The organism is Xanthomonas sp. NCPPB 3442 (assembly GCF_056725145.1).
In genome coordinates, this window is sequence record NZ_CM161514.1 from 1637271 (window position 1) to 1652454 (window position 15184).

Consider the following 15184-nt stretch of genomic DNA (forward strand, 5'->3'; position numbering starts at 1 on the left):
TCCGTTGCGAGCATGCCGGCTGGACGAGGAAAGGATTCCCCCATGCGTGTACTCATCGTGGTGCTGGCCGTGCTGTTGGCGATCTGGCCGTGCGCGGCAAAGATTCCGGAAGTGCCACGCTTTCGGATCGTGGGACCCAGCGAAGGATTGCCTTCGACGATGGTGGTTGCCATCAGCCAGGATCGCGCCGGCTATCTATGGCTTGGAACGCTCGACGGTCTGGTGCGGTACGACGGCGCGGGCTTCAGGACCTGGCGGCACGATCCGGCCGACCCTGAATCGTTGCCCTGCAACGCGGTGCAGGCATTGCATATCGATGCGCTGGACCGGGTCTGGGTGGGCTGCGGCAAGACGCTAAGCGTGCTGGATGCCGGCCGCAGGCGCTTTGTTCACTATCGCGCTGCAGACTATCCATTGCTGAAGGACGGCGAGATCTTCAGCATCGCCGCATTCGATGGCGGCATCTGGGCCGGCACCACCACCGGTGCGCTGGTGCGCATCGGTGCCGACGGAGGGATGTCGTCGGTGAACCTGGGCGGGATCGAAGGCGCGCTGGATCACGCCATGGTCATGAACCTGGCGGTGGACAACCAGCACCGCCTGTGGATCGGCACCAGCAATGGCCTGGCCTATTACGACGGCACGCAACTGCACCGCCAATACGTCGCGGACGAGCCAAACCGGGAAGCGGCCATCTTCGGTTTGCAGTGGGCCGGGGACCGTTTGTGGCTGGGAAGCGAGTCGGGATTGCACGTGCTGCGCGCCGACGGTCGCTGGCAGCCGCTTGCCTGGTCAACGATGTTCGGCAACGGTAATGAGTTCTGGGGCGCAGTCGCGACGCCGGATGGCGAATTCTGGCTGGGCAGCGGACGTGGTCTTTGGCGCACGCGCGGAGAGCGTCCACCGGTGCCCGCCCTGAGCGGGGAGGGGCCGCTGTCGCGTCGTAACGTGATCGGCTTGATGGGGGCGGCCGATGGCGGCCTGTGGGTGCCCATGCATGGCACCGGGCTCGGGTATCTGCCAGCCGACTGGAAACGCAGTGCCGTGCTCAAGCCCGCGGTGCCGATGGGCGATGCGATCTATTGCAACCTGGCGCCTGCCAAGCGCTCAGGGGGCTTATGGCAGGTCGATGCGCAGGGGCGTCTGTTGCGCGTGGATCCGAGCACCGGCGATTCGTTCCAGACAGGCCTGCAGTCGCCGCAGCTCAAAGGGATGGAGTTGGTGTCGGCATTGGAAGATCGCCTGCAACGGGTGTGGCTGGGGAATTTGACCTTTGGCCTTTCGCGGATGGACCTGCGTACCGGTGACTTCGTGCACTGGCCGTCCGATGGGCCCGAGCCGTCATCGGCGTTGTCGGCGCCGGAATGGATCATGGAGCATGGCGACACCGTCTGGATGGCCTTCATCGACATGGTGCAGCAGCGCGATCTACGCACCGGCAAGGTCTTGCAGCGGATGACCCAACAAGACCTGCATGGCCTACGCGCGATCGACATCCAACAACTGGACCAGGGCCCCGACGGACGCGTCTGGGTGGCCGGCGAGGGCGGCATGTTCGCATGGGACGACGCGACAGGCCGCTTCGTGCCGGTGGCAGGGCTTGAGGGGACGCCGATCCAGGCATTCGCCAGCCAGTCTGCGGACACACTTTGGGTATATCGCGCCTCCGGTGCAGAGCAGTGGCAAAAGCGCGCCGCCGGCTGGAAGCGCGTGCGTCAGGTAGGCGAAGCGGATGGACTGAGTGGGTTCGATGCCTCTGCCATGCAGATCGACCCGCGTGGGCGTGTCTGGATTTCCAGTCTGCGCGGGCTTTGGCGGATCGATCCCTCGGTGAATCCGGCACGGGTCCGCAATATCGGCACGCGCGATGGCCTCACCAGTCAGGAGTTCATCCAGCATTGCCTGTTGACTTCGGGCGACACCTTGATCGGGGCAACCAGCGATGGCTCTACCGTGCTGCTGGATACCGCAATGCCGGATGTTGCCCCGTTCGTGCCGGCACTGCAGCTGGAACACGTCAGCGTGCTGCGCAATGGCGCACGCATCGCCTTGCCGATGGACCGCCCGTTCCAGCTGGGCCCGGAGGACCGCCAGCTGCAGATCGTCAGCCGCTTGCTGTCGTACAGCGACCCGCTGTCCAATCGGTATCGCAGCTTCCTGAAAGGCTTCGATACTGACTGGCAGACCATAGGCAACACCGGCATCCGCGAATTCGCCAGCCTGCCTGCCGGCAACTACACGCTTGCGCTGCAGGGCATCGACCCGCTGGGCAATCGCTCGCAGGTACGTTCGCTGCAATTTTCGGTCAGGCCCCCCTGGTGGCGTAGCGAGATCGGGATTGCGGCGATTGGGTTTTCCGGATTGCTGTTGAGCGCCTTGCTGGCCGCCGCATATCGGCGACGTATTCGCATGCGCGCGCAATGGCAGCTGGCGCAACACAAGCGCGAGTTGGCCGAGCAGGCATCGCTGGCCAAAACGCGCTTTCTGGCAACGTTGGGTCACGAGGTGCGCACGCCGATGACCGGTGTGCTGGGCATGAGCGAGTTGCTGCTGCAGACCCCATTGGATGGCCGTCAGCAAGGCTATGCAAGCGCGATCCAGCTGGCCGGCAAGCACCTGCTGCGTCTGGTCAACGATGCACTGGATCTGGCCCGGATCGAAGCGGGCAAATTGCCGCTGGATTACCGCGATTTCGATCTGCGCCAGTTGGTCGGCCAGGTGGTGGAACTGGTGCGCCCGAGTGCCGAGCAGAAGCAGCTGGCCTTCCAGTGCGAGCTCGACGAGGCATTGCCACCGGCATTGCATGGCGATGCCAGTCGCGTGCAGCAGATCCTGCTGAATCTGCTGTTCAATGCGGTCAAGTTCACCGAGCGCGGTAGCGTGCACCTGCGCCTTACCACGTTGCCGCAGTACACCCGGCAGGGTCTGCGCGTGGAAGTGCGCGACACCGGGCCGGGCATGAGCGCCGAGCAGCGCGGACGGCTGTTCCAGCGGTTTGAACAGGCCGAAGGCGCGCTCACGCTGGCACGGCACGGCGGCAGTGGGCTGGGGCTGGCGATCTGCCGCGAACTTGCCGCGGCGATGGGCGGCGCGGTGACGGTCACCAGTGAATTGGGGCAGGGTGCGTGTTTTGTGGTCGAGCTGCCGTTGCACTGGGTGTCCACCTTGCCTGCGGTCACGCTGCCTGCAGTGCGCGCTCCGTCGCTGCGTGAGCAAGCGCCGTTGCAGCTGCTGCTGGTCGAGGACGATGCGACCGTGGCGCAGGTGATCGTGGGCCTGCTGCAGACGCGTGGGCATCACGTCACGCATGTGCTGCATGGTCTTGCCGCGCTGGCAGAGGTGAGCACGCGCAGTTTCGATGCGGGATTGTGCGATCTGGATCTTCCCGGCCTCGATGGTGCGGCGCTGGTGGCGCAGTTGCGCGCGCGCGGTGTGCGCTTCCCGATCGTGGCCGTGACCGCACGTGCCGACACGGATGCCGAACCGCAGGCGATGGCCGCCGGCTGCAATGGCTTTCTGCGCAAACCGGTCACGGGCGATTTGCTGGCGCAGGCCTTGGCGCGGGTGCTTGCCGATGTCGATGATGGCCAGCGCGATCGCGAGGCCGGCGACGCGTAGGTCCAGGTGCAAGCCAGGCGAGGACGCGACAGCAGCCTCGCGCCGGCGCTGTCTTGGTTCCATGGCAGACAGCAAACCGGCAGTGCGTTCGCCACGACCAGTGCCATGCGCAGCAGATACCTGCTGCACTGGCCGGCCAAGCATTTGGTCGCATGCCGGGTCAGTCGCAGCGGGCAGCAGAACGGCAACTCGGCCAGGGAGCCAGCCAGTTCCTGGGACCAAGAACTGCGGCGTAGCGGGTAAAGTGCAGTCCCAACAAGGAGCGCCGGGCGCACACGCGGCGATGGGGACACGGATGACGATGAAGAACGTGCTGTTGTCGGTGCTGGCCGTGCTCTTGCTGTTGAGCGGGCTGGATGCGGCGGCGGTGAATCAGATCGAGACCCCGCGCATGCGCCGCTTCGGTGGTGCCGAAGGCCTGCCTTCGCGCATGGTGCTGGCCTTGGCGCAGGATAGGCAAGGCTATGTCTGGGCGGCGACCAGCGATGGCCTGGCGCGCTATGACGGCATCGGTTTGCAGGTATGGCAGCACGATCCGCATGTCGCCAGTTCGATTCCGGGCAACGAAGTGGAAACGCTGTTCGTCGATGATCGCGACCGGATATGGGTTGGCATCAACGGCTCGCCACCGAGCATGCTGGATGCGGCGCGCTCGGCGTTTACGACATTTCCCGACGTTGGCAGCGCATGCGATGGGCAGGTCTGGGCACTGGCCCAGGCACAAGATGCGATCTGGGTAGGAACCAGCAGTGCCGGGCTGTGCCGGCGCGAAGAAAATGGTCGGGTGACGGCGTTCCGTGCCACACCGGATGCGGCGGATGGACTGCCCAGCAACACCATCATGAGCCTGCTGACCGATGCGCGCGGCCGGCTATGGATCGGCACCGACAGCGGGTTGGTGATGCGCGACGGCGAGCGCTTCGTGCGCATCGCGCCAGACCGACTGAGCACGACGGTTTTCAAGCTCAGCAAGGATGCCGACGGTACGGTGTGGGTCGGGACCAGCAATGGCGTGTACAGGGTGACGCCTGCTGGTGCGCTGGAACGCGCGCCCTGGAGCGGGGCCGATGCCCTGCGTGCCGCGACCGTGGTACACGATGTGCACGGTGGCTACTGGATTGGTGCAGCCGACGGATTTTTCCGGGTGGCGCCGGGAGAAACCGCGCTGCGCCTGATGGAAGGCGATCGCGGCAGCGGCTTCCTCACCGCACATAGCGGCGTGCTCGATGTGATGCAGGACCGGCAGGGCGGGCTATGGCTCGGACTGATTTCGCAGGGCGTGGCGTATTTGCCGCCGGACTGGCGGCGGTTCTCCACCATTTTCCAGACCCAGGGCAAGCCGCTGGAGAGCCTGTATCTGGTCAACGCTGCGGCCGATGGCGACAGCTTTCTGGTGACGACCGGCGAAGGCGTCTACCGGCTCGGCAATGACGGTGAGCTGGTGCCGGTCCTGCATAGCGACGCATTCGGCGGCGGCACCGTGCAGTCGGTGCTGCCGGCCGGCGGCGGCAGTTTGTGGATCGCGCTGCGCGATGGCGTGACGCGCTATACCCCGGAGACCGGCCAGCAGCAGAAGCTCGCAATGCAGATCGGTGTTTCCGCAACGCATCGGGTGGAACTGATGACACCCGGCATCGATGGCGAATTCTGGGTTTCGATCGTGGAAGGTGGCGTACAGCGACGTGCCGCGGATGGACGGCTGCTGGCCACGTTCCGCTTCGGCACCGATCTCAGTGAAGTCGGCGGCATGGTGCAGCAACTGACGGTGCGGCCGGATGGCACCGCCTGGGTCGCAGCCGGGGATGGTGTGTGGGTCTGGCAGGGCGAACGCTTTCGCGCAGTGATCGAGGACGCCAATCATGAAGTCTATGCGCTGGCCTTCGTGTCGCCGCGCGAGTTCTGGGTTGGGCGTTCCGGTGCGCTGGAACGTTACGGCTGGGACGGGCGGCAGGCGCGCCTGCTGGAGCGGGTCGGGCACGAACACGGCCTGCCTCCTACCGAGATACGCGGCCTGGCGCTGGGCGGCGACGACACGGTCTGGGCCACCACCTCGCGGGGCCTGTTCGCTTACAAGCGCGGCCAGCCGCAGGTCCGCCGGTTCGGTCCACGCGACGGCCTGCCAGATAGCGAGTTTTCGATGCGTCCGCCGGCGATTGGTCCTAACGGCCAGGTGCTGGCGCTGACGACCAGCGGCATCGTGTTGTTCGATCCGTCGCGGCCATTTGCGCCTGCGCCGCTGGCCCGCCTGGTGATCGAATCGGTGCAGGTGCGGCGCAACGATGCCGAGCGCCCGCAGACGGTTGCCCACAACGCGCCGGTGATCCTGCAGGCGCGCGATCGCGATCTGCGCATCAGCGCACGGCTGTTGTCGTTTGTCGATCCGGCCTCCGCGCATTACCGCTACCGTGTCAATGGCTACGACGAACGCTGGGTGGAGCAGGGTGCCAGCGGCGAGCGCGTGATCTCGCGATTGCCGCCTGGCGACTACCGCATCGAGGTCCAGGCGCGTGCCGGCGATGGCGATTGGGTCGCTGCGCCGGTGTTGCAACTGGAGGTGCGGCCGCCGTGGTGGTTGAGCACGGCCGCGCAATTGGCGGCGGCAGCGCTCTGCATGCTGCTGCTGTACTTAAGTGTTTGGGCCTGGCGAAAGCGCGTGCGGCGGCAGCAGGAGTGGGTGCTGACACAGCAGCGGCAACAGCTGGCCGAGCAGGCATCGATCGCCAAATCGCATTTCCTGGCGACGCTTGGCCACGAAGTGCGTACACCCATGACTGGCGTGCTGGGCATGAGCGAGTTGCTGCTGGCCACGCCGCTGAATGCCAAGCAGCGCGGGTATGTCGATGCGATCCGCAAGGCCGGCACGCATCTGCTGCGCTTGGTCAACGATGCACTGGATCTGGCACGCATCGAGGCCGGCAAACTGGAGCTGGTACAGCAGCCCTTCGATCCCGCGCAGCTCACCCAGGAACTGGCTGATTTCATGCATCCCATCGCTGACGCGCGCGGCCTGCGCTTGGAGTACCGCAATCAGCTTCCCACGGATGTGGTGGTCGTGGGCGATGCAACGCGGGTGCGTCAGATCCTGATCAACCTGCTGGGCAATGCGATCAAGTTTGCCGAACGCGGCGAGGTGTCGCTCACCGTCAGCCAGCACGGCGATGCCCTGCGCTTCAAGGTGCGCGATACGGGTCCTGGCATCGGGTCGGAACAGCAGAAGCGACTGTTCCAGCGCTTCGAACAAGGCGAGGGTGCGCGCACCAGTTCGCGCTACGGCGGCAGCGGGCTTGGGCTGGCGATCTGCCAGGAACTCACCGTGGCGATGAAGGGCCGAATCCGCGTGCGCAGCCGGCTTGGCGTCGGCACCCAGTTCACCGTGGATCTGCCCTTGCCGATCGACCGCTCCGGCACACGTATCGCCACCGGCCAGGTGCAGGCGCCTGCAGGCGAGCCGCTGCGCATCCTGCTGGTGGAAGACGACCCGACCGTGGCGGAGGTAATCAGCGGCTTGTTGACCAATCGAGGTCACCGCGTGGTGCATGCCGCGCATGGGCTGGCTGCATTGTCGGAAACGGTGGATGGCGGGTTCGACATCGCGCTGCTGGATCTGGATCTCCCCGGGCTGGACGGCTTTGCCCTGGCATCGCAGCTGCGCCAACTTGGCCATCGCTTCCCGCTGCTGGCAGTCACGGCACGCGCTGACAGCGCCGCGCAGACCCAGGCCAAGGCCGCAGGTTTCGACGGATTCCTGCGCAAACCGGTCACTGCCGATCTGCTGGTGGAAGCGATGACGGCTGCGCGCGCAGCCGCCGGCATGCAGGCCACGACCTAGCGTGGGTGCACGGCCCCGATGCGTTGACGATGCCGGTGCTCATCGGGCATCGCATCGCGTAAAGACGGCCGTACGATGCCTGCCTGCTGTAACGATCACCGTTGGCGCGCTTCTGTGTGTTGCCAGCATCAGGCAAGGTCCGCACTATGCGTGCAAAGGACACGCGAGCGCATGCTGCTACCACCACAACACCCCAGTCGTCGCATGCCGCTGAAAGCCTTGATGACGCGGGCTCTATTACTGCTTTGCCTGGCCGTCGTGTCAGGCTGGCCGAGTCTTACGCTGGCCGGCGTGCCGGTACTGCCGCAGCCGCGGCAGCTGACCGTGGCCGACGGGCTGCCATCCAACGTGGTGTACGGCTTCGATGAGGATGCCAATGGATATTTGTGGCTGGCCAGCAGCGATGGGTTAGCGCGTTACGACGGGCGAAACTTCCGTATCTGGCGCATCGAAGACGGTTTGCGCGACAACCAGATCTGGGCGGTTCACGTCGACAAGCGCAACCGGGTCTGGATCGGGACCGGCATGGCAGGCCTTGCGATGCTGGACCCCGCACGCCATCAATTCACTTTCTATGATGGTGCGCGCTATCCGGAACTTCGCGGCGCTGCGATCTGGAACATCAAGTCCACCGACGACGGCAGCATATGGTTCGGCACTGAAATGAGTGGGCTATACCGGCTGCGGCCGGATGGTTCGCTGGAGCATTTCGCACATCGTGCCGACGATCCGCGCAGCTTGCCCGACAACGCGATCTATCGGCTCGATGTCGATACCCGCGGCACACTATGGATCGGGACCGCCGATGGTGCTGCGCATTGGACGGGTAATCACTTCGAGCGGCAGGCATTTCCGGATGGCACCGCACAGATCATCACCCGGCTAACTGCCGATGCCGATGGCAGCATCTGGATCGGGACCAGCGACGACAAGCTGTTTCGGCGCGATCCAAGTGGTCATCTCAGTCCGCACCGTTGGCAGGCACCTGCAGAATATCCGGTATTGGGCGTGTTGTTGCGCGACCAGGACGGCAGCTATTGGCTGGACACCCTGGCCGGCCTAGGCCATACGACTGGTGCGGAGGTGCGCAATGTCCCCCTGTACAGTCTGTCTGCGCACGGGCGCATCCGTCCCAACTGGGAATCGGCATATCAGGATCGCGAGGGCGGTGTATGGTTTGCCAGCCCCAACGGCGGGCTCTGGCATCTCCCCTCGAATTGGCATCGTTTCGCGGTTGTTTTCAACTACATGGACGACGGTGGCCAAGGTGGCAACCTGGCGATCCAGGGCACTGCAAAATCGCGCGATGGTCGGATGTGGTTGGTGGGCACCTCGGGCGTGCTCGAACGCGTAGATCCTGCCACCGGCAAAATCGAGCGTGTATTGCCCACCCTGGGGTCTGCCAGCTGGTCCAATAGCGTGCTGGAGGATCGCAAGGGTAACGTCTGGGTCGGGCAGTTTGCCGAGCTGGTGCGCTTTGATCCCGCTACTGGCCAGGTGCAGCACTGGAAGGCTGCAGCAAGCGGCTCGGACGCGGCTGCACAGGACGCGACACTGGACGCTTCCTTGGAAGCGCTGCAGCAGACCGCCGATGGTCACATCTGGGTCCATGCCACGCTTGGGCTACAAGAGCGGGACGAACAAGGTCGCTTGCTGCGCACCATGTTGCGCGGGACCCACGGCCTTGCAGCAGATCTGGTGGTTTACGACCTGCAGGCTGGGCCGGACGGAGCGCTCTGGCTGGCCAGTAATCGTGGTCTGCAGCGCTGGAACGCGTCGGTTGCGCGCTTCGAGCGCATTGCCGGCGCGCCCGACGAACCTATCTTCACTTTTCGCTTCAGCGACAACCAGATCGCCTGGTTTGCCGGGCTAGGGAAGCTCCATCGCTATTTGTGGAAGAACGGCACCCTGCAACATCTAGATACAGTGGGGCCCGAGCAGAACTTCCCTGCGCTTGCGCCACAGGGACTGGTGGTCGACCACGACGGTGTTGCCTGGATGTCCAGTATGCGTGGCCTGATTCGCGTTGACCCGGCCACGCGGGGCGTGCGCGTGTTCGGGGTTCATGACGGCCTGCCCAATCCGCAATTCGTTGCGCGTTCTTTGGTGCAATCGTCAAAGGGCATGATCGTCGGCGCGACGCCGGATGGGCTGGTGATCTTCGATCCTGCCGAACTCAAGCCGAATGATCATCGGGTGCCGTTGGTGATCGAACGTGTGGGTCTACGTCGCGGCGAGAGCGGGCTGGATCTGAGTCATGTCACGCCTTTGGTCATGCAGGACGGCGACCGCGACTTGCATATCGTCGCCCGCCTGCTCAGCTTCGCCGACTCCGAATCCAACAGCTACCGCTTCCGCCTGAGCGGCTACGACCCGGACTGGATCGATGTCGGGCCCAGTGGCGAGCGCCTGTTTTCGCGTCTGCCTTCGGGCCGTTACACGCTGGAAGTGCAGGGGCGCACTGCAGACGGGATCTGGTCGGCGAGCCAGACCTTGCGTTTTCAGGTGTTGCCGCCATGGTGGCTGTCGCCGTGGGGCTTGAGCCTGCTGGCCCTGCTGACCGTATGCGTGATTGCTGCAGCCATCTTGTTGTACCGCCGTCGGTTGCGTCGCTTGAATGCCTGGCAGCTTGCGGTGCACAAACAGGAAGTGGCCGAGCAGGCGTCCCTGGCCAAGACGCGTTTTCTGGCGACCCTGGGCCACGAAGTACGTACGCCGATGACGGGCGTCTTGGGCATGAGTGAACTGCTGCTCAAGACTTCGCTGGATCTCAAACAGCGCAGTTACACCGAGTCGATCCGCCGCGCAGGCGCGCATCTGTTGCGGCTGGTCAACGATGCGCTGGATCTTGCGCGCATCGAATCCGGGCGGCTGGAGCTGGATGTGGAGCCGTTTTCGTTGCGTCAGCTGGTGGCCGAAGTGGAGGCGTTGATGGCGCCGCTGGCGCAGGAGCGTGGCCTGCGCTTCAGCCTAGAGATCGGGCTGCTCGGCGATATCACTGCCAGTGGCGATTGCACCCGCATCCGGCAGATCCTGCTCAACCTGCTCAATAACGCGATCAAATTCACCGAGCGCGGCGTGGTCGGTTTGAAGTTGACCACGCTCGGTTCCTATCAAGGCCTGCGCTTTGAAGTGGCCGACACGGGGCCGGGCATCAACGCCGAACAGAAGGCGCGGCTGTTCCAGCGCTTCGAGCAGGGCGATGGTGCCAGAACCACCTCGCGCTACGGCGGCAGTGGTCTCGGCTTGGCGATCTGCCAGGAGCTGGCAATCGCCATGGGCGGGCAGATCGAGGTGATCAGCCGGCTCGGTGCGGGGACGCGCTTTGTGGTGGATCTGCCGCTGCGCTGGGTGGCTTCCAACGCCGCGCTCGGTGGCGAGACCGCGCATGCCGAGACGGCTATCGAACCGCAGCGCATCCTGCTGGTGGAAGACGACCCGACCATCGCCGAGGTCATCGTCGGCCTGCTGCAAGCGCAGGGGCATTCGGTCGTGCATGCCCCGCATGGCCTGGCGGCGCTGACCGAAGCGGCCGACAACACGTTCGATCTGGCATTGCTGGATCTGGACCTGCCCGGGCTGGATGGTTTTGCGCTGGCGCGGCAGTTGCGCGTCTTCGGCTACGACATGCCGTTGATCGCCGTGACTGCACGCGCCGACGAGGTCGCCGAACCAAGCGCGCAGGAAGCCGGCTTCGACAGCTTCCTACGCAAGCCGCTCACTGGCGACATGCTGGCGGCCACCATTGCCGAAGCGTTACGCAGCAAGCGCTGACAAGCGCTGCGGATGCTCTGTCACCGGAGCAGGCATCCAAGTATCAGGCGGCGTGTTCGTCCGCTCCTGGGCCGCTCGAACAGCGATGCGGGTCGCGATGGTCTGGCCAGGCGGAAGGGCGCTGCAGGTGCCCTGCCACCCGGGGCGCGGCGAGCGGTTGCGTGGCAAGCAAGTGTCGGCGGAAAGAATTGTCGGGCCCGCTTTTCGCAAGCCCTGCAACGTGCAACGGACTGACCAATGACGCTGCCGCGCGGGCGCCTTGCAGCCTGAGCGCGTGCGCGCAACGGGCAGAGCGCGCTTGCCCGCACCGCGCGTGGCCCGCACTATGCGCCGACTTGTCGTGAAGTTGATCCGGTGCGCTTTCTATCCTGCTTGCCCCATCGGCTGCTCGCTGTGCTCTGGGTATGCCTGTGTCTGGCAGTGTTTCCGGTGCAGGCGCGGACGCCTGCAACACCGGTGCCTATCCAGCTGACGATCGCCGACGGGCTGCCGTCGGACACGATCAATCAGTTGGCCGAGGACAGACAGGGATATCTGTGGCTTGCCAGCGATGACGGCCTGGCCAGATTCGATGGCCGCAACTACCGGATCTGGCGGATGGAAGATGGCCTGACCAGCAACGTGGTCTGGACCATCTGTGTCGATGCCAACGATCGGGTGTGGATGGGCTTCGAGGACGGCGGCGTCGGCTATCTGGAAGCGAACACGCGCACGTTCAAACGACTGGAAGATCCGCGGTTCCCGGAATTGCGCGATGCCACCCTGTGGTCGTTGGCACAAACGCTGGACGGGGATATCTGGATCGGCACCGCCAAGCAGGGCCTCTATCGTTATCGCCCCGACGGGCGCATGCAGCACTTTTCTGCCAAGGCGGGCGATGCCGCTAGCTTGCCGTCCGACAATATCGTCGGTCTGGAAGTCGCGCCCGACGGCGGCCTGTGGATCGGCACCTGGGGCGGGCTTGCGCACTGGGATGGTCGGCGCCTGGAGCGCGTGCCGCTTCCGGGCCCGTCCCAGTCGGTCAACCGAATGTACAAGGAGCCCGACGGCAAGGTGCTCTGGGTTGCCGATTTCGACGGCAACCCCGTCCAGTTCAACACGGTCGGGCGGCCCGTGGCCCGCCGCTGGCAAAGCGGTAAGGACACCGCGCAGGTCCGGGGCGTCCTGCTCCGTGACCGGCTCGGGCGCTACTGGCTGGATACCGCCACCGGCCTGGGCATGAGTTCCAGCGACGGTGGCGTCGAACGCGTGCCGGTCTACAGTTTTTCAGCGCACGGTCTGGTCAACCGGAACTGGATCACCGCCTACCAGGACCGCGAAGGAGGTCTGTGGTTCGCCAGCCTGGAGGGCGGGTTGTGGCACCTGCCTCCGCGCTGGGACACCTTCGCGTTGTTTTCGCATCGCGCAGATGATCCGCACTCGCTCGCCAATCCCTCGGTCGTTGCCACAGCGCCTTCGGTCACCGGCGGCATCTGGCTGGTCGGCACGCGTGGAACGCTTGAGCATTTCGATCCCGTCACCGGCCGCGTGGAGCCACGCCTGGCTCCGGTCGATCCGGAACGCATTCCCGATACGGTCATCGAAAGCAGGCAGGGAATGGTCTGGATCGGCGTGCAGGAACGGCTGGTTCGGTACAACCCGAAGACGGGCGAGGCCAGGCGTTGGCCACTGCTCGGGCACCAGGATTCCGCAGCCGATCTCGAAGATGTCGGCAGGCCTGGCAGGATGGCCGAAGATGCACAGGGGCGCATCTGGGTGGCGCTGCTGACGCACGGGGTGCAGCTGTGGAGCAGCGAGGGCCAGCTGCTCAGGACGCTCGACTACGGAAGCCACGGGCTGAAGGCGCTGACGGTCCTGGACATGCGGATCGGGCCGGATGGGCAGATCTGGCTGAGCAACAATGCCGGGCTGTGGCGATGGGATCCGCTTGCCGACCAGTTCGTTCCGGTACGCGGCGCGCCGTCCCTGCCAACCTATGTGTTTCGCCAGGGAGATGGCGGCATCGTCTGGATCGGATTGGCCGGACAATTGCGGCGCTATCTCTGGGACGGCAAGCAGCTCACGCATCTGGATACGGTGGGAAAGGACCAGGAATTTCCGATGGTCTCGCCGACCGGCCTGGTGATCGACGCCGGTGGCGTGGCCTGGGTCTCCAGTCATCGTGGGCTGATCCGGGTCGACCCCGGCAGCAAGCTGGTGCGCGTGTACGACGTGCACGACGGACTTCCCAGTTCGCCCATGCAGGTGGCCACGCTGGTGCAGGCAAGCACGGGGCAGATCCTGGGCGGCACATCCGATGGCATCGTGGTGTTCGATCCGGCCACGATGCGTCCGAATCTGCGCCGACCGCAGCTGTTGATCGAACGTGTCAGCCTGCGACGCGGCGAGCGCGAACTGGATGTCACCGGCAAGGCGCCGCTGCAGGTGCAAGACGGCGATCGCGACCTGCATATCGTGGCGCGGATGCCCACGTTCACCAATCCCGAATCCACCAGTTACCGCTTCCGCCTCAGTGGCTACGATCCGGACTGGGTCGACGTGGGCTCCACCGGCGAACGCCTATTTTCGCGCCTGCCCTCCGGGCATTACACGCTGGAAGTGCAGGGGCGCACGGCAGATGGCATCTGGTCGGCCAGCCAGATCGTCCGTTTCCAGGTATTGCCGCCGTGGTGGCTGTCACCGTGGGGTCTGGGCCTGTTGGCGGTGCTGAGCGTGTGCGTGATCGCCGCGGCCATCTTGTTGTATCGCCGTCGGCTGCGGCGCCTGAATGCCTGGCAGCTGGCGGTGCACAAACAGGAGCTGGCCGAACAGGCGTCCTTGGCCAAGACGCGGTTTCTGGCGACGCTGGGTCATGAAGTGCGCACGCCGATGACGGGCGTGTTGGGCATGAGCGAATTGCTGCTCAAGACCACGCAGGACGCCACGCAGCGCAGCTACACCGAGTCGATCCGTCGTGCGGGTGCGCATCTGTTGCGGCTGGTCAACGATGCGCTGGATCTGGCGCGCATCGAATCGGGCCGGCTTGAACTGGATTTCCAGCCATTTTCGGTGCGTCAGCTCGTGGCCGAAGTCGAAGCGCTGATGGCGCCATTGGCGCAAGAGCGCGGGTTGCGCTTCAGCCTGGAGATCGGGCTGCTGGGCGACATCACCGCCAGCGGTGATTCCACCCGTATCCGGCAGATCCTGCTCAACCTGCTCAATAACGCGATCAAATTCACCGAGCGCGGCGTGGTCGCGCTGAAGCTGACCACGCTCGGTTCCTATCAAGGCCTGCGCTTCGAAGTGGCCGACACGGGCCCGGGCATCAATGCCGAACAGAAGGCGCGCTTGTTCCAGCGCTTCGAGCAGGGCGACGGTGCCAAGACCACCTCACGTTATGGCGGCAGTGGCCTGGGCCTGGCCATCTGTCAGGAGCTGGCGATGGCGATGGGTGGGCATATCGAGGTGATCAGCCGGCTCGGCGCCGGGACGCGCTTTGTGGTGGATCTGCCGCTGCGCTGGGTGGCGTCGGATGCAACGCTGGACGGCGAGGTGGCACATGCCGCCAGCCCCGTCGAGCCGCAGCGCATCCTGCTGGTGGAAGACGACCCGACCATCGCCGAGGTCATCATCGGCCTGCTGCGCGCGCAGGGGCACTCGGTGGTGCATGCGCCGCACGGGCTGGCGGCGTTGACCGAAGCGGCCGACAACACGTTCGATCTGGCATTGCTGGATCTGGACCTGCCCGGGCTGGATGGTTTTGCGTTGGCGCGGCAGTTGCGCGTCTTCGGCTACGAGATGCCGTTGATCGCAGTGACCGCACGCTCCGATGAAGCCGCCGAACCGAACGCGCAGGAAGCGGGCTTCGACCGTTTCCTGCGCAAGCCGCTCACCGGCGAGATGTTGGCCAATACCATCGCCGAAGCGTTGCGGCATGCCCGCGCGCGCGATGGGGCGTAGCCGCGGCGGAAGTGACAGTGCGCC

Annotated in this window: 4 protein-coding genes; all 4 read left to right on the plus strand. The window is 65.2% G+C overall.

Annotation, left to right across the window (positions count from 1 at the left end):
• Positions 1 to 42 precede the first annotated feature (42 nt).
• The 4 genes from AC1POX_RS06970 to AC1POX_RS06985 all read left to right on the plus strand — a co-directional run bounded on the left by AC1POX_RS06970 (position 43) and on the right by AC1POX_RS06985 (position 15160).
• Positions 43 to 3618 carry a hybrid sensor histidine kinase/response regulator gene (locus AC1POX_RS06970; protein ID WP_372356901.1) on the plus strand — a complete coding sequence of 1192 codons (3576 nt, stop codon included), beginning with the start codon at positions 43 to 45 and terminating at the stop codon, positions 3616 to 3618.
• A 301-nt stretch (positions 3619 to 3919) separates the two neighbouring features.
• Positions 3920 to 7447 carry a sensor histidine kinase gene (locus tag AC1POX_RS06975; protein ID WP_372357144.1) on the plus strand — a complete coding sequence of 1176 codons (3528 nt, stop codon included), beginning with the start codon at positions 3920 to 3922 and terminating at the stop codon, positions 7445 to 7447.
• Between the two features lie 204 nt (positions 7448 to 7651).
• On the plus strand, positions 7652 to 11221 hold the full coding sequence (locus tag AC1POX_RS06980) for a sensor histidine kinase (protein ID WP_372356902.1): 3570 nt from the start codon (positions 7652 to 7654) through the stop codon (positions 11219 to 11221).
• A 393-nt stretch (positions 11222 to 11614) separates the two neighbouring features.
• Positions 11615 to 15160, plus strand: coding sequence for a hybrid sensor histidine kinase/response regulator (locus AC1POX_RS06985; RefSeq protein WP_372164121.1), 3546 nt, complete (start codon positions 11615 to 11617; stop codon positions 15158 to 15160).
• Positions 15161 to 15184 lie beyond the last annotated feature (24 nt).

What these genes read in the sequence shown, in the direction of transcription:
- AC1POX_RS06970 (WP_372356901.1), top strand. Translation starts at nt 43, where the DNA reads ATGCGTGTACTCATCGTGGTGCTGGCCGTGCTGTTGGCGATCTGGCCG.
- AC1POX_RS06975 (WP_372357144.1), top strand. Translation starts at nt 3,920, where the DNA reads ATGAAGAACGTGCTGTTGTCGGTGCTGGCCGTGCTCTTGCTGTTGAGC.
- AC1POX_RS06980 (WP_372356902.1), top strand. Translation starts at nt 7,652, where the DNA reads ATGCCGCTGAAAGCCTTGATGACGCGGGCTCTATTACTGCTTTGCCTG.